This is a genomic window from Mucilaginibacter sp. 320_HR (genome assembly GCF_059691875.1).
This window is the reverse complement of record NZ_JCAWAI010000002.1, coordinates 456,817-472,548: the sequence shown is the minus strand read 5'-3', so window position 1 is coordinate 472,548 and position 15,732 is coordinate 456,817. Positions and strand designations below refer to the sequence as shown.

The window sequence follows — 15,732 nt, the reverse complement described above, 5'->3', positions numbered from 1 at the left end:
ACATTATTCAGCAAGTGCTTTGCTGGCTTTTTTCTTCTGCTTTACGCGATCTAAAGCTTCTTCAAACTCATCGCGCTGTGCTTTAGTTAACGCTTCCATGTGGCCGTTACGATACGCTTTCTTTGCTTTTGACCATAGCTTCTTCTTTTCTGCATATAAGCCAAGCTGTTCGTAAACCGTGGCGGTATCAACACCAGGCGTAGTGAGAGCCCTGGCAGATACTGCATCCACCTGCTTGTCCATCTGCAGGAAAACTACCAGGCTTAAGTAATGAATGTAGTTGTCCGGGAAAGATGGTTCAAGCTCCATGCAGGTCTTAAAATGATAACCAGCGGTTTGATAATCTTTCAGATCGTAGTAATATATTTTCCCAAGCAGATGGTGCGCCCGGGCGTACATTGGTTCATCGCCAACTATACGGTTAAGCAAGTGTAAAGCTTTTGGCGTTTCACCATAAGCCAGTTCGTCAACCGCTTGGAGATATTTCTCTTCAATGGTGTAATAAGTGCCCATAAAAATATTAGTGCTGCGGTTATACCGCAGATGTTATTAGAATTAATTGATTATTAGCTGCTATAATTACGGCGTGCTAAGAGAATGGATGGCAATTGAATGCAAAACCCTTCCCTTGTGCCACAATAGGCAACATCAGTTTGTTACAGGTAGAGTTTGAAGTTAGCATTGTAGTAGTATTAAGACTACAAAGATACGCAAAGACGTTTTAAATACAAAAAATGAAAACAACGATGCTTACACATCTTAGAGGAGAAAATGGTATACTAACTTCCAGATAGGAAACTTGCTCCAACAGAATAAACGTGTTTCAGGGCGAAACACGGCTAAAAAATAAGAATTATCTATAACAAGCTAAATAACACAATGTTAAGCCGCACAATATAAAGCCTTACTTGTGTTTCGCTCTTAAACCTTCCTAACAATAACTAATTGAGTATCAATATCAGACTGTTTCAGAACACTGAAAAGTGTTTCACATTTTAAACGCGAAACACTTTTCAGTTAAGCAGCAATCCTCGCTACTTTTTCTATCAAGTAATTGTTCATCAGCTCACGTTCTGAGATGATCACGCTGAAGTCGGTAAACTTAATTCCATCTTCAAAAGCGTACAGTGTATATCCACGTTTGTTGCCGTCGTATTCGCCCAATTCAAAAACTTCTTCCTGGTTCCTGCCCTTTATTTTAGCACCACTTACAAGTTGGTAGGCATCGTATATATTTTCAAAAGCTGTGTTTTTCATAGTACAGCCGGTATTACAATTTCTTTGCCAATATTACCCAAACCACTCAAACAGCTCGGTTTGCTTTAGTTTCAGCTTTTCTCCGGCACTAACGTCCCTTATTATATGCCCCTCTTCCATATGGATGATACGTGAACCGTATTGTCCGGCGTCCTTTAAATTGTGCGTGACGAGTATAGCTGTAAGTCCATATTGCTTAATAAGGTCATCGGCCATGCTCATCACTGTTTTGGCAGAACGTGGGTCCAGCGCGGCGGTGGGTTCATCCAGCAGCAATATCTTACATTCGTCCATTACGCTCATGAGCAGGGTAAGCGCCTGCCGTTGGCCTCCGGAGAGTGTACCAATTGGCTGCTCCAGTTTGTTCTCCAATCCCATACCCAAAGCGGCTACTCTTTCCTGAACCTGTTTTTTAAAGGCACCGGTTTTACCAATTGTGAGGCCTTTAGCTTGCGTCCGCAAGGCTGCAAGTCTAAAATTATCCATGATGCTGAGGTCGGCTGCGGTACCAAGTAACGGATTTTGAAATATACGGGCTATCCAGCGGCTGCGTTTGTAGTCAGGTAGTGTGGTAACGTCAGTTCCGTCAATGTTTATAGTGCCTTTATCTGCGAAAATTGTACCGGCTACCAGGTTAAGCAGCGTGGTTTTACCGGAACCATTTGCACCTACCACTATCACAAATTCTCCTTTATCAATGGTCAAATCGATATCCGCAAGGGCATTTACCTGGTTGGCCTTACCTGTATTAAAAGTTTTGCTAATGTCTTTAAAGCCGATCATGATCTTTTAGCAATTAAACGTGGCAGGCCTACAATAACGAGCACAAACGCTGCAGTCACCAGTTTAAGCAGGTTTGCATCTACGCCAATGCTTAAGGTAAACGCCAGCACAAACTGGAAAACAATGGCTCCTGTAAGCACCAACAAAAGACTCAACCAAACAGAGGTGATCTGAAGCCAGTTGATGATGGTCTCCCCTATAATAACGGAACCGAGACCGATTATGACAATACCGATACCCATACTAATATCAGCAAAGCCCTGCAATTGAGTAATGAGGTAACCGCTAAGTGCTGTTAACGCGTTAGCTAACGCCAGGCCAATTATCTTCATCCGGTCGGTATTTACACCCAAGGCGCGGATCATGGGCTCGCTGTTGCCGGTGGCGCGCATGGCTATACCGAAATCTGTTTTAAGTAAGTAGCCGATCACCAAGGTAAGTACTGTTACAAAAGTTATGAGTATGAGCAACGAGTTCAGATTCTCATCGGTAACAACGTGAAGTACCGAAAAGATAGTGGGCAGGTTGAGCACAGGCAGGTTGCTCCTGCCCATTATGCTGTTGTTTACCGAATATAGCGCGTACATCACCAGTATACCAGCTAATAGTGCATTTATCTTTAATTTGGTGTGAATGATGCCGGTACAAGCGCCTGCAATGGCACCTGCCGCCACCACTGCAGGCAAGATGATATATCCTGGCTGATGATGTGTAATCATCACCGCTGATACTACACCGCCAAGTGTGTAGCTGCCGTCGGTTGTTATATCGGGAATGTTAAATATCTTCATAGATAGATAGATCCCGAAGGCTATCCCTGCGAAGCACAAACCCTGCAATAAAGCGGTTAGATAAAAATCCATCTATTTTACAGCAGTAAATTCTGGCGGAATGGTAATGTTATATCTTTTAGCCACAGCAGGATTATAAACCCGCTTGCGCACTTTTACCATCTCCAGTTTCAAACCATCAGTTTTATGTGTTTTCAGGTACTGAGCGGCTTGTAAACCGCTTTGGTAACCCCATTGGTAAATGTCAGCGCCAAATGCAGCTACCGCTCCAAGCTTAACCAAGCCTGCTTCGCTGGTGAAAATTGGTACATTCTTATCGTTACAGCTTTTTACTATAGTTGCAAAAGCAGAGAACACGGTATTATCCGGATTAGCAAAAAACGCGTCGATGTTCTTGTTCAACAGCGCCTGCGTAACCAGTTGTGCATCGGCAGAGGAGTTAAGCGGCAAAGCCACAATTTTTACGTTCAACTTTGCAGCAAGGCCTTGTATGCGCTGCAGCGCGTCAGCAGATTGCGGCTCGCTCTGGTTGTATATCATACCAACGGTAAGCTGCGCGCCCTTAGGCTTCAGCAGCTTAGGTATGAGTGAGAACGAAGTATCAATGTAATTAAGCTCTTCCATCGTACCAAACAGGTTTGCCGGACCTTTGCCCTGCGCGTCGGCAACTTTCATTCGCTCGGGCGTAGGCGATACCATCTGGAAAATAGGTATTGCTTTAGTTTTCTGGATGGCGGCAATGGTTGATACGGTAGTAGAGGTGGCTAAGAGGTCAACCTTCTCAGATACGAACTGGTTAACTATTGTGGTGAGCGTAATAGCCGAGCCCTGCGCATTGTTGTATTTTATTTCAATGTTCTTCTTGTCTTCGCTAAAACCGTTGGCCTTAAGCGCGTCAATAAACCCGTCCTTCGCCTGCGATATGGTTTCGTCCTGAAAAGCCTCAACAAACCCTACAACGGGCACGTTCCCCTTTTTCCCTGACGAACACCCCGCCAGAATAATCAACGATGCAGCTACGGCAAAAAGCTTCTGAAATTTCATGTTACTAAAGTAGTTTATCAGCGCCAAACAATAAAACCGACTCAATAATATTGCATTCAGTTAATGCAATAGCATTTGATGCGGCAATTAAAATATGCTTACCGGCAGTACCAGTTCTATCCTGTTCCGGCCATTGCCACCGAACAGGTCAGGATCCAGCAGATAGCTATAGCGTATACCAAACGATACCGCTCCCTGGTTAAAGAGCTTACCATCAAAAAACAATGCTGCACCTGCCGACCTAAAGTTTGTATTAAATGGCTTGCCGTTGAGCAGAAAGCTGCCATCAGTAGCGTGCGTATGGTCGTAAAATAAATATCCGCGCAGCCGCAGCAGGTAGTACAAGTTACCGAAACCTGCATCAGGATAGGCAATTGGGAAGTGATAACTCGCGCTGAACCTATTCATATTGTCCAGGTTTTCGGCAGTATAACCTTTGGAAAACGGAAAGTTGTTAGAAAAACCGATACCATTGTTTTTGCCGCTTTGCTGGTGCGCCCCGCTAAGCACGAGGCTGTGATTGATGCTTAACCCTGGCAAATAGAGTGAACCCGAGGCTAAAAATTGGTTAGCATTTAACCCGGCTATTGCATTCTTGTAAGTGATAGTAACACTTTGGGCAAACCTTGGATTAATGTTCTTACGTCCCTTTTGTATTTGGTTGCTAAAGCTGATAAAATTGCTCAAATACGTATAATGTCTATCGGCAAACAGCGTTCTGTAAGCTTCCTGAAAACGGCTTTGCGTGTAGTAAACACTGCTGCCGAAGTTCAGGAACGTGGATGTTTTACCAGCGATAAAATCCAGCGGCACCTGTAATCCTGCATGGAGGTCTGTTTCATCATAAAAAATGTTTCCCCCTTTATAAAAGCCCTTTCTGTCCAGGGTATAATTTGCGCCGGCAGAAATAAAAGGGTATAAACCACCGTAAGTAGCCGTGTAACCCACCCGCTTGTAGCCTTCATCGCGGTTGTAAGCCAGCGACAGCTCTGATGTAAAGGTGTTAATAACGTTGTCGCCCACCAGTGCTATTGAATAGTTAGGATCGTTTATAGTTGGGAAAAGGCTATGAAAATTGAACAGGTTGTGGGCTTTGCTGTACCGGGTAACCGGTAGTGGCGACGTAGCAACAGCAGCTATCCGGTTTGCTGCGGTATCAGTATTCAGCGCGTCTATACCAATATTATTTAACTGTTGTTTCTCTATAGTGCCGGTAAGCAGTTCGCCCCGCTGCTCTTCCTGTATTTTAAAACCTATCGCAGTCATGCCTACCCATGCTAATTTACCGCTGGTAACTGCTGGCTGGTACGCGCCTATAAACTTGTTTTTACCGGGCTTAAGCATAGCTGTCCGGCCGTCGGTTAGGGAGGTTACAAATAAATTATCTTCTTTGCCTGATGTTTTGGTATAATAAACCGCGTCCTTGAAGACTGTTGGAAAGCCAATAGGTTCATAACTAAACGGCAACAGGTATTTAGCCGAACCGGAATTAACGTTGATAAGGGCAAGCGACATTTGTCCTTTTTGATTGCGTACCGCAGTTACAACCTGGTTATCATCATAAAACTTTGGGTAAGTATAAAATACCCTACCAGGATTAGGTATGGCTTGTTGCAGGTTACCATTGGCGTTGAGCACGTGCAGGGTACTTTTACCAAGTGTGCTTACGTCTACCGCTATAATCTTTTTATTATCTGCACTAAAAGCTGCCGAATAGTACCTCGTTTTACGGGTAATACGATGCTCTTTGCCCGTGCTGACATCGAGCACCACTAATTCGCTGTAGGTGCGGTATCCCCACCTCGGGTCTGGTCGGTAACCGGCGTAAATAATTTGACCGTTATTGTAGTTGAAATAATTATCGTTGTTGATGTCCTGCACAGCTAAGGCACGCTCTTTTGCACCTGTACGCATGATGAACTTTGGTATATCATCATAGGTGCTCCTCACGAAAATAAGTGTACTGTCATCAACAAACGCCGGATACTCCTCGTTACCTGTAAAGTGCTTGTTTTTAGGAGTTGGCAAAAGCGGGTCAGCAGCAAATTGCTTTTTAAAATGATCAAAGGCAGCTATCCTGAACTGATTATATTTTAGCCCAGTGTATTTTTTTACAGCATGCTGCAGCGGATACAAACCGGTATTAAAGGCAGCAGCATCATGAGTCACTTTCCCCCAAAAATCTGATCCATACTTTTCCCTTCCATAAGCTACCATCATGTAGCCTAATGGGTAATGATCGGGTATAAAGTCGCGATATGAGCCATTACGCAGTTTCATCCAGCTGTAGTTGCGACCTGCTGCCCAAATAGCCCTATACCCGCTAAAAAAGTAGGGCAACCTGCCCCTGCCCTGCTGGCTCACCAGGGTTTCGTTGTAAACAGCATCGCCCTCAAAAAACCAATTTGGTATGGAAAGTTCGTTGCCCAATGCCTGGCCGCCTTCACCAAAGATTACTCTTAACAAATGAGAAAGTCCCACATTAAAGTTGTTGTACTGCTGTACGTGCCGGTATTCATGTATAGCCAACTGAGCAGGCCAGTTAAGGCTGCCCAACTCAAAACTATTTTGTGAAGGCATTAAGTAAAACTCACTGCGGAATGGTGCAAGGCCTACATACGCGTTAGATGTTGTGGTTTGGTTTTGTAAAACTATGCTTACCTGCTTTTGCTTGTTGCCTAATGTTGGTTGCACAACCGGCGCAAAACTGCTTATAATACTAGCCACCAGCGTGGCTGTAGAGTTCAGGCCCTTGGGAAAGATCACCCTTGCCTGGGGCGTGTTAACCTGCTTCCACTTTAGTGATGGCGGGTTACCACCAAACTGCTGCCCGTAGCACAGTGTTGTTAATAAAAGCAACAAAACAAATAGAAGGCGCTTCATTGGCCATGAAAGTAGCAAATTTGTTGTGAAGGCGGGTTAACAGATAAACGGAATTTTTAACCATTACGCTTCACGTGAACAGACTTAGCAACGTTAGCAAACATTTTGGCTGTTGATAAACTTAATATGTTGACCTACTGATATTAATATCTCTTGTTTATGAAACAGCTCACAAAATCAATAATTGCAATATGCACGAGTACTTTGCTGGTTACGGCATCAAAGGTTAGCGCACAAGACCCCATCATGGCGCTCGATCCAACCCTAATGGCAGGATGGTCGGGCAATCTTGCTTATAGCAACAGTGCTGCTCATCGCTCCGCTACAGCAAGTAAAACCAATTTTGCATATACCTCCAGCTCTGCTTTACGGCAGCAGGTTGTGGCCAGTTTCAGCAAGCGTTTACAAGCCAGCAGTCCGCAGGGTGCCAAAGCCTTAAACACAGCTTTTGGCCCCGGCAAGGCCGACTACGGGCAGGTTTACCAACAAATGCTTAAGACATCTGCTTTGCATGACAACAACGCCGCTGATGCCCTAGCAGGACTCCTGCTCACCGGATACGAAATAGTAAACCAGGTGCAGGACGATAAAATAACCCCAGCAATGGAACGGGGCGCACGCGCGCAGGTGACTACATTAATAGCAAGCAACCCCAAGATGAGCAACGCCGCCCAACGGGCAAGGCTGAGCGAGGAATTGAAACTGCAAACAGTGCTGCTTGCGCTAGGATGGCAGGAAACTTTAAAAGCAAACACCCAGGCAGCTTACCGGCAAAGTATCGCGTCAATGTTCCAGAATCAATATCATCTCGACTTAACTCATTTAAAGCTTACAACAAACGGCTTTGCAAAAAAGTAAGACACTGCATGAAACTGCCCCGCGATTGATAACCCCTAAATTCCATAATTCTGTAATTTCTGGGTAATACCACTTTAGCACCCATAAAACTAACTACATTTGCCGGTTGTAATATAGTACTATGGCTAAGATCTCGATAAACCTGGCAACAGGTTCGCTGCAGAAAGAAGATATAATTGTGGGCATTGATTTAGGCACCACCAATTCGCTGGTGGCGTTTATTGATCCGGATAAACAGGCGAAGGTTATCAACGACACCGGCAAAGGTGTTTTAGTACCTTCTGTAGTTCACTTCGGTAGCTCAGGCGACATAACTGTTGGCAACGAAGCCAAAGAGTTTTTGGTAACCGACCCGCAGAATACCATTTTTTCGGTAAAACGATTATTGGGCCGCTCGTACGCCGATGTTAAAGACTATCAAAGCTTTTTTTCTTACAAAGTTATTGATGATGACAGCGAAAGCCTTGTTAAGATAAAAGTTGGTGACAAGTTCTACACCCCTATTGAACTGTCGGGACTTATATTGAAAGAACTTAAAGAGCGTGCGGAGCATGCACTGAAAACGCCTGTTAACCGGGCGGTGATCACCGTTCCGGCTTACTTTAACGACTCTCAACGCCAGGCTACGCGCGATGCGGGTAAACTGGCAGGGCTGGATGTTTTGCGCATTGTGAACGAACCTACAGCAGCAAGCCTGGCCTATGGCATTGGTTTAGATCCTGAAGAGACCCGAACCGTAGCCGTTTACGATCTTGGTGGCGGTACGTTTGATGTTTCTATTTTACAGATACAAAACGGCATCTTTGAAGTACTGTCTACCAATGGGGATACCTTTCTGGGCGGTGATGATTTCGACCGCGTTATTGCCGATTATTGGATCGTTCAAAATAACATTGACACCAACGAGCTGGCCAACAACCGGGAACTTACTCAGCAATTGCGGTTAAAAGCAGAAGAAGCCAAAAAAGCGTTTACGCACCAAAGTATTTTTAATGAGCAACTAGGCGACATCTGGCTTACTATAGACCGTAATACTTTTGAGCAGTTGATATTGCCTAAAGTGCAGCAAACTATTACCAGTTGCCAAAATGCGCTGAAAGATGCTAAGCTTACAGTGAGCGACATTGACGAGGTTATTATGGTGGGCGGCAGTACCCGCACTGCGCTGGTTAAGAAAATGGTTGCCGAGTTCTTCGGAAGGCCGGTACATGATGATGTAAACCCGGACGAAGTGGTTGCATTGGGTGCCGCCATACAAGCCGATGTACTTGCAGGTAACCGTAGTGATATATTATTACTGGATGTAACACCGCTTTCGCTGGGTATCGAGACCATGGGTGGATTAATGGACACTATTATACCCCGCAACTCTAAGATACCGACCAAAGCCGGCAGGCAGTACACCACCAGTAAAGACGGCCAGGTGAACATGAAGATTGCCGTTTACCAGGGCGAGCGCGACCTGATTAAAGAGAACCGTAAACTGGCAGAGTTTGAATTAAAAGGAATTCCGGCGATGCCTGCAGGTTTTCCTAAAGTAGACATCAACTTTATTTTGAATGCTGATGGGATATTAAAAGTGCAGGCTATAGAACTACGCTCCGGCGTTAAGCAGGAAGTAGAAGTACGCCCGGCTTATGGGATTAGCGATGATATGGTGGAAAAAATGCTGATGGACAGCATTACCAACGCCCAGGATGATGTTGCGCAACGTATGCTGATAGAGGCGCGTACAGAGGGCGAACAAATGATATATACTGTTGAGCGGTTTATTGAAAAACATGGTACGCACCTGTCCGCTGAGGAGATAAGTCACACCCACGAACACCTTACTGCTTTGAAAGCTGCACTTGCTGCAGGCGAAAAGGACCTGATACACAGCAAAATTGACGAGGTGAACGAATACACCCGTCCTTTTGCCGAGCGGTTAATGGACGAGGCCATCTCTGTAGCAATGAAGGGTAAGAGCATAGAGAACGGCGGCGAGTAAAAGAGCAGAATGAAATACACCTCGGTTGCCACGGGCTGCTCCTGATGTCAAAAAAAGTGTCCCAACCTGTGGTGTCCCAAGGTGTTTTTTAACCAATTAAAAGAAAGTACATTTTATTGTATAACTTTCTTGTATTTAACAATATAACAGCATATACTTAAAGTTTTTGTACTGTCCCGGGGTGTCCCGCTATTAACTTACATCACTTTGATAAACAAGTTGTTAACTATTTAGGGTGTCCCGGGTGTCCCGCTCTCAAAGCGGGACACTTACAACAGCAGATTTTTAAAGAGAAGACATGAAATTAACTATCCACGGGGCTGCCCGTCAGGTAACCGGGAGCATGCATTTGCTGCAGGTTGGCCAATATAAAATGCTGGTAGATTGCGGACTTGATTACGAGCGCGATCATAACATTCAGCTGAACGAGAACTTTGACTTTCGCCCGGAAGAGATAGATGTTGTGGTGCTTACACACGCCCATATTGATCACTCTGGCAACTTGCCTACGCTGGTACGCATGGGCTTTAACGGTCAAATACTGTGCACGCCTCCCACTGCAGATCTTACCGAATTATTGCTGATGGACTCGGTAAGTATCTTTATGGAGAAGGCAAATAAAGGCAAGCATCACCGCCGCAAACACAAACACCACAGCGGCGGCGCGCAACCGTTATACCTGCAAAAGCACGTGATGGATACCGTAGAACGGTTTGTTACTATTGGTTATAATAAACCGTTTCGCATTAACGGCGATATCGAGTTAACCTTCATTCCGGCGGGCCATTTACTTGGTGCTGCAGCAGCAGTATTTAAAGTGACAGAGAATGGAGAAGAACGCTCAATAGCTTTCACAGGGGACATTGGCCGCAAGAACTATCCGGTACTGAACGACCCGGAACCGCTCCCTCCTGTTGACTACCTGGTGAGTGAATCTACCTACGGCGGGCGCATGCATACCAAAGGCAAGTCAGTTGAAGAGACGCTTGTGGAAACTATCGACAAAGTATGCGTAAAAGAGCAAGGCAGGCTGATCATACCGGCGTTCAGCATTGGGCGTACACAGTCGCTGGTATTTGCTTTGAATAAGATCTTCAGCAGTGGCAAACTACCGCCGGTGAAGGTGTTTGTAGATAGCCCAATGGCAGGCATGGCCACGCAGCTGTACCGTAAGCACCACAACTATGTTAATCCTGAAGCGCAGGAGTTCTACAAAAACCAGGGTGACGAGTTTGAATTTGACAACCTGACTTACGTGGAGACGTTAAAAGACAGCAGGCAAGTATCTAATTATTACGAACCTTGCATTATCATATCTTCAGCAGGGATGCTGGAGGGCGGCCGTATACAGGATCACTTGTTCTATAATATCCAGAACTACTACTGCACTATTCTGTTCATTGGCTATTGTGCAAAAGGCACCTTGGGATATCGCTTACTAAGGGGTGATTCTATCGTTCACATAAAAGATCGTGATCTTTCCGTGTACGCCACCATAAAGCAAACCGATGTACTAAGCGCACACGGTGATCACGAAGACCTGCTGAACAACATAAAATCTCAGAACTCAGAAAAGCTAAAAGGCGTCTTCCTGGTTCACGGAGAAGTTGGAAGTATGCAACAGCTGGCTGATGATTTAGAAGCAGATGGTTACAAAGTAACCATACCAGAAAAAGGCGTTGCTTATGAATTAGTGTAAGTTAGTTTGGTAATTAAATAAGCAAAGAAGCCCGTTTACATGTAAACGGGCTTCTTTGTCTGTATAAAGATGTTGGCTTATCCTTTAAAATGCTGAATGATCAGGCTGGCAAGCTCCACTCCTATGCGTTCTTGTGCCTCGTTTGTAGCAGCACCAATGTGGGGCGTAAGAGATATTTTTGGATGAGACAAGATGTCCTGACGGGGTGTTGGCTCGTTGTCGAACACGTCTAATGCTGCGAATGAAACTTTACCGCTGTCTAAAGCAGCAATTAGTTCAGTTTCGTTTATTAGTCCGCCGCGTGAACAATTTACCAGGCCTACTCCTTTTTTCATCAGGTTGAATTCTTCGGCACCAATCAGAGGTTTATCTACAAAAGGCGTATGCAGAGATATAAAGTCTGCATTAACAATTATTTCCTCCTTTGAAGCAGTCTTTACCTTTACTTTGGCTATGTATCCACCACCAAGTACTACATCAACTTCAGGGTTAAAGGGAAATAAGTCATAAGCCAGTACTTCCATTCCTATACCAATGGCAATCTTCGCCACTTCGCGACCGATACGGCCAAAACCAAGTATACCGATAGTCTTCCCACGCAGTTCTACGCCTTTTGCGTAAGCTTTCTTTAGGTCGTTAAACTTTGTTGCACCTTCTACAGGCATTTTGCGGTTGCTGTCCTGAAGAAAACGTATGCCGGTAAACAGGTGCGCAAACACCAGCTCCGCAACGGACAATGATGACGAAGCCGGCGTGTTGTAAACACCTATGCCTTTTTCCTTTGCGTAGTCAACATCTATATTATCTACACCTACGCCTCCTCGGCCTATTAGTTTCAGGTTAGGACAGGCGTCAATAAGCGCTTTACGCACTTTTGTTGCGCTGCGTACGGTTATAGCATCGTACTCCTGTAATTTTACGGGAAGTTCATCCTGCGGGATGTTGTTGGTTTCAACAAAAAAGCCCGCATCTTCTAACATTCTTTTTCCTATCGGGTCTATGCCGTCATTGGCGAGTATCTTAATCATAGCTGTATACTATTCTACTTTAGGGATTAAAGATTATTTATTCTTTTCAGCAAATTCTTGCATAGCATCAATTAACACATAAACACTGGTTATTGGCAATGCGTTGTAAATAGACGCCCGGAAACCACCTACACTGCGGTGCCCTTTTATACCTACTATGCCCCGCTCATCGCAAAGCTTCAGGAACGGCTTTTCATGTTCCGGATTCTCAGTAACGAAACAAACGTTCATGTGTGAACGGTCCTCTTTAGCAGCAACGGCTTTGAAGATTGGATTACGGTCTATTTCCTCGTAAAGCACACGTGCTTTAGCGTCGTTTTCTTTCTCGATTGCAGCTACACCACCCTTTGCTTTCAACCAGTTTAAGGTCAGCATTGACACGTAAATGGCGAATACAGGTGGAGTGTTGTACATTGAGCCATTCTCAGCCTGTACCTGGTAGTTGAACATAGCCGGTATCTTACGCCCGGTTTTCCCAAGCAAGCTATCTTTAACTATCACAAGCGTTACGCCAGCCGGCCCCATATTCTTTTGAGCACCTGCGTAAATCAAACCGAAATCAGCAACATTTACTTTACGGCTGAAAATATCTGACGACATATCTGCAACAACAGGCACAGGCGAATCAAAGAAGCTATGCATCTGCGTACCGTAAATTGTGTTATTGGTGGTAATGTGGATGTAAGCAGCGTCAGCCGGGACGGTAAAATCTTTTGGAATGTAGGTGAAATTGCTGTCCTTAGAAGTAGCCACAACTTCAACATCACCAAAGAACTTTGCTTCTTTTAATGCCTTGTTAGCCCAAACGCCGGACTCCACATAGGCTGCTTTGCCGCCCTCCGGCAGAAGGTTATATGGTGCTAATGCAAACTGAGTGCTTGCACCGCCTTGCAAGAACATCACAGAGTATCCTTCGGGTACTTCAAACAGTTCTTTTACAAGCTTAACCGCTTCGTTTAGCACAGATTCAAACTCCGGTGATCGGTGCGATATCTCGAGTAATGATAAACCTGTTCCGTTAAAATCTATTACTGCTGCCGCTGCTTGTTTTAAAACTTCATGCGGTAAAATGCCGGGACCGGCACCGAAATTATGTTTCATATTATGGGTTGGTTTGTTTTCCTTTTTTTAACAACTTGATACGTTGGAGCTTCGAAGTTAGTAATTCCTATAAAGTTCATAGACTTTTTTTGCTTTTTTATAAACAGCAAACAGGTAACCACAACGAAGTTGCCCTATGGTAAGTACCCGATTAAACCTGAGCCTGCTTGAGTGTTGTAATGGCTGATGATGGGTCCTGAGCTGAAAATACCGAGTTACCAGCAACCAGCACACTTGCACCGGCTGAAAGTAATGCCTGATAATTAGTGTCATCTACCCCGCCGTCAACTTCTATTAAGAGGTTTGGGTTAGCAGCTTTAGCAAGCTCCTTCACCTCCGCTAACTTACTGTAGGTATGTTCGATGAACTTCTGTCCACCAAAGCCAGGATTAACGGACATTACCAATACCATATCTAAGTCGGCAACGATGTCTTTTAAGAGTGATACTGGTGTATGAGGATTAATAGCAACGGATGCTTTACATCCTAGTTCTTTTATCGCCTGAACTGTCCTGTGCAGGTGCGGGCAAGCTTCATAATGCACAGTAATGCTGTAAGCTCCCGCTTCCGCAAACTGCTTTAAATACCTGTCCGGATCAACAATCATGAGGTGAACATCCAGCGGTTTTGTAGCATGCTTTTTAATAGCTTTTACTACCGGAAAACCGAAAGATATATTCGGCACGAACATGCCATCCATAATATCAACATGAAACCAATCTGCCTTACTGTTATTTACAAGTTCGATATCGCGTTGTAAGTTGGCAAAATCGGCTGCTAAAACTGAGGGTGCTACCAAATGACTCATGTAGTAAAGGTAGCAGGTTGCTCGTATTTTAGCTAGTCAAAGTTTTAATATTACAAACTTAACTGACTTAAATCACCATCTCCGGAATATCCCCTTCAATTAATAACTTGCCAGCTGTGGCATTTTTTATCTCATCTACGCTAATACCCGGCGCACGTTCGATCAACTTAAAACCACCTTCAGGCAAAACGTCCAGCACCGCCAGTTCAGTCACGATCTTTTTGACGCATTTCACCCCGGTAAGCGGCAGCGTACAGTTCGGCAGCAATTTGGACTCACCAGCTTTGTTAATGTGCTGCATAGCAACAATAATGTTCTCTGCGGATGCTACCAGGTCCATTGCACCGCCCATACCTTTCACCATTTTACCTGGTATTTTCCAGTTGGCGATATCACCATTCTCAGAGACTTCCATAGCACCAAGTATGGTTAAGTTCACCTTGCGTGCCCTAATCATTCCAAAGCTCATTGCTGAATCAAAAACCGCGGAGCCCGGTAGCATGGTAATGGTTTGTTTACCGGCGTTGATAACATCCGGGTCTTCTTCACCTTCGAACGGGAATGGCCCCATTCCGAGCAAGCCATTTTCAGACTGCAGCACCACGTCCATTGTATCTGGAATGTAGTTGGCTACGAGTGTGGGAATGCCTATACCAAGGTTAACATAGTAACCATCTTTTATCTCCCGTGCTATGCGTTTTGCTATTCCTGTTTTGTCTAACATGATGCCCTTACTAGTTGTCTCGTTTCCTTACGGTTCTTTGCTCTATTCTTTTTTCATAATCTTCGCCCTGGAAAATGCGGTGAACGTATATGCCCGGCGTATGCACATGATCCGGGTCCAGTTCACCCGGCTCTACAAGCTCTTCTACTTCAGCAATGGTAATTTTGCCGGCCATAGCCATAACGGGGTTAAAATTCCGTGCGGTAGACCTATATACAAGGTTGCCTAATCTGTCGCCTTTCCAGGCTTTTACAATAGCAAAGTCGGCATCAAAGGCCATTTCCATGAGATAATCCTTACCGTTAAAGTTGCGCACTTCTTTACCCTCGGCTACTTCGGTACCAATGCCGGCAGGAGTAAATATAGCCGGCATTCCGTACCCTGCTGCCATACACCGTGTTGCCAGTGTTCCCTGCGGGATAAGTTCTACCTCCAATTCGCCGCTCAGTAATTGACGTTCAAACTCAGCATTCTCGCCTACGTAGGAGGATATCATCTTTTTAACCTGGTGCCGATGCAGTAAAAGGCCGATGCCGAAATCATCCACGCCTGCATTGTTGGAGATGCAGGTAAGGTCCTTCACTCCTTTTTTCACCAGCGCCAGGATACATTTTTCGGGAAGGCCGCACATGCCGAAGCCGCCTAGCATGAGGGTCATGCCATCTTGTATGTCGCGGATGGCCTCATCGGCGCCGCTTACAACTTTGTTCATGTTAGTAGTGTATAATTGGTAAGGCGAAAGTAGGGATTTTAGTTCATAGATAAT

At 44.9% G+C, this 15,732-nt stretch carries 14 protein-coding genes; 3 read left to right on the top strand and 11 right to left on the bottom strand.

What is annotated here, in order from left to right:
- Positions 1-3: 3 nt before the first annotated feature.
- The 6 genes from AC59GT_RS07655 to AC59GT_RS07630 all read right to left on the bottom strand — a co-directional run bounded on the left by AC59GT_RS07655 (position 4) and on the right by AC59GT_RS07630 (position 6,758).
- Complete coding sequence (locus tag AC59GT_RS07655) at positions 4-513, bottom strand: hypothetical protein (RefSeq protein ID WP_497237079.1); 510 nt, start codon at positions 511-513, stop codon at positions 4-6.
- A 504-nt stretch (positions 514-1,017) separates the two neighbouring features.
- Complete coding sequence (locus AC59GT_RS07650) at positions 1,018-1,257, bottom strand: hypothetical protein (protein ID WP_117381755.1); 240 nt, start codon at positions 1,255-1,257, stop codon at positions 1,018-1,020.
- Between the two features lie 33 nt (positions 1,258-1,290).
- Positions 1,291-2,040: an ABC transporter ATP-binding protein gene (locus tag AC59GT_RS07645; RefSeq protein ID WP_497237078.1), complete on the bottom strand. Its 750-nt coding sequence runs from the start codon at positions 2,038-2,040 to the stop codon at positions 1,291-1,293.
- Entirely contained in the window at positions 2,037-2,903 is an 867-nt protein-coding gene (locus AC59GT_RS07640; RefSeq protein WP_497237077.1) for an ABC transporter permease, read from the bottom strand. Before AC59GT_RS07640 ends, AC59GT_RS07645 begins: the two co-directional genes overlap by 4 nt.
- On the bottom strand, positions 2,904-3,875 hold the full coding sequence (locus AC59GT_RS07635; RefSeq protein WP_497237076.1) for an ABC transporter substrate-binding protein: 972 nt from the start codon (positions 3,873-3,875) through the stop codon (positions 2,904-2,906).
- A gap of 87 nt (positions 3,876-3,962) precedes the next feature.
- Positions 3,963-6,758 (bottom strand): TolB family protein, encoded by a 2,796-nt coding sequence (locus AC59GT_RS07630; protein ID WP_497237075.1) that lies wholly within the window; start codon positions 6,756-6,758, stop codon positions 3,963-3,965.
- 159 nt (positions 6,759-6,917) lie between these two features.
- On the opposite strand from AC59GT_RS07630, the gene AC59GT_RS07625 reads away from it, so the two are divergent.
- The 3 genes from AC59GT_RS07625 (at position 6,918) to AC59GT_RS07615 (ending at position 11,305) form a co-directional block, all read left to right on the top strand.
- Positions 6,918-7,616: a hypothetical protein gene (locus tag AC59GT_RS07625; protein WP_497237074.1), complete on the top strand. Its 699-nt coding sequence runs from the start codon at positions 6,918-6,920 to the stop codon at positions 7,614-7,616.
- A gap of 121 nt (positions 7,617-7,737) precedes the next feature.
- A complete protein-coding gene (gene hscA, locus AC59GT_RS07620; RefSeq protein WP_497237073.1) occupies positions 7,738-9,606 on the top strand; it encodes a Fe-S protein assembly chaperone HscA in 1,869 nt (622 codons plus the stop codon).
- A gap of 298 nt (positions 9,607-9,904) precedes the next feature.
- Positions 9,905-11,305 (top strand): MBL fold metallo-hydrolase, encoded by a 1,401-nt coding sequence (locus AC59GT_RS07615; RefSeq protein WP_497237072.1) that lies wholly within the window; start codon positions 9,905-9,907, stop codon positions 11,303-11,305.
- Positions 11,306-11,382: 77 nt separating this feature from the next.
- Here the strand turns inward: AC59GT_RS07615 and AC59GT_RS07610 are convergent, their stop codons facing one another.
- The 5 genes from AC59GT_RS07610 to AC59GT_RS07590 all read right to left on the bottom strand — a co-directional run bounded on the left by AC59GT_RS07610 (position 11,383) and on the right by AC59GT_RS07590 (position 15,678).
- Complete coding sequence (locus AC59GT_RS07610) at positions 11,383-12,333, bottom strand: D-2-hydroxyacid dehydrogenase (protein ID WP_497237071.1); 951 nt, start codon at positions 12,331-12,333, stop codon at positions 11,383-11,385.
- Positions 12,334-12,366: 33 nt separating this feature from the next.
- Positions 12,367-13,434 (bottom strand): 3-phosphoserine/phosphohydroxythreonine transaminase, encoded by a 1,068-nt coding sequence (gene serC, locus AC59GT_RS07605; RefSeq protein WP_497237070.1) that lies wholly within the window; start codon positions 13,432-13,434, stop codon positions 12,367-12,369.
- Between the two features lie 151 nt (positions 13,435-13,585).
- Complete coding sequence (gene rpe, locus AC59GT_RS07600; RefSeq protein ID WP_497237069.1) at positions 13,586-14,242, bottom strand: ribulose-phosphate 3-epimerase; 657 nt, start codon at positions 14,240-14,242, stop codon at positions 13,586-13,588.
- Between the two features lie 67 nt (positions 14,243-14,309).
- Positions 14,310-14,966 (bottom strand): 3-oxoacid CoA-transferase subunit B, encoded by a 657-nt coding sequence (locus AC59GT_RS07595; protein ID WP_497237068.1) that lies wholly within the window; start codon positions 14,964-14,966, stop codon positions 14,310-14,312.
- Positions 14,967-14,976: 10 nt separating this feature from the next.
- Complete coding sequence (locus AC59GT_RS07590) at positions 14,977-15,678, bottom strand: CoA transferase subunit A (protein WP_497237067.1); 702 nt, start codon at positions 15,676-15,678, stop codon at positions 14,977-14,979.
- Between the last annotated feature and the right edge of the window lie 54 nt (positions 15,679-15,732).

Excerpts from the sequence above, each read along its gene's own strand:
- hscA (WP_497237073.1), top strand. The coding sequence starts at position 7,738 with ATGGCTAAGATCTCGATAAACCTGGCAACAGGTTCGCTGCAGAAAGAA.
- AC59GT_RS07625 (WP_497237074.1), top strand. The coding sequence starts at position 6,918 with ATGAAACAGCTCACAAAATCAATAATTGCAATATGCACGAGTACTTTG.
- AC59GT_RS07610 (WP_497237071.1), bottom strand. The coding sequence starts at position 12,333 with ATGATTAAGATACTCGCCAATGACGGCATAGACCCGATAGGAAAAAGA.
- AC59GT_RS07595 (WP_497237068.1), bottom strand. The coding sequence starts at position 14,966 with ATGTTAGACAAAACAGGAATAGCAAAACGCATAGCACGGGAGATAAAA.
- AC59GT_RS07650 (WP_117381755.1), bottom strand. The coding sequence starts at position 1,257 with ATGAAAAACACAGCTTTTGAAAATATATACGATGCCTACCAACTTGTA.
- AC59GT_RS07655 (WP_497237079.1), bottom strand. The coding sequence starts at position 513 with ATGGGCACTTATTACACCATTGAAGAGAAATATCTCCAAGCGGTTGAC.
- AC59GT_RS07590 (WP_497237067.1), bottom strand. The coding sequence starts at position 15,678 with ATGAACAAAGTTGTAAGCGGCGCCGATGAGGCCATCCGCGACATACAA.
- AC59GT_RS07640 (WP_497237077.1), bottom strand. The coding sequence starts at position 2,903 with ATGGATTTTTATCTAACCGCTTTATTGCAGGGTTTGTGCTTCGCAGGG.
- AC59GT_RS07630 (WP_497237075.1), bottom strand. The coding sequence starts at position 6,758 with ATGAAGCGCCTTCTATTTGTTTTGTTGCTTTTATTAACAACACTGTGC.
- AC59GT_RS07645 (WP_497237078.1), bottom strand. The coding sequence starts at position 2,040 with ATGATCGGCTTTAAAGACATTAGCAAAACTTTTAATACAGGTAAGGCC.
- serC (WP_497237070.1), bottom strand. The coding sequence starts at position 13,434 with ATGAAACATAATTTCGGTGCCGGTCCCGGCATTTTACCGCATGAAGTT.
- rpe (WP_497237069.1), bottom strand. The coding sequence starts at position 14,242 with ATGAGTCATTTGGTAGCACCCTCAGTTTTAGCAGCCGATTTTGCCAAC.
- AC59GT_RS07615 (WP_497237072.1), top strand. The coding sequence starts at position 9,905 with ATGAAATTAACTATCCACGGGGCTGCCCGTCAGGTAACCGGGAGCATG.
- AC59GT_RS07635 (WP_497237076.1), bottom strand. The coding sequence starts at position 3,875 with ATGAAATTTCAGAAGCTTTTTGCCGTAGCTGCATCGTTGATTATTCTG.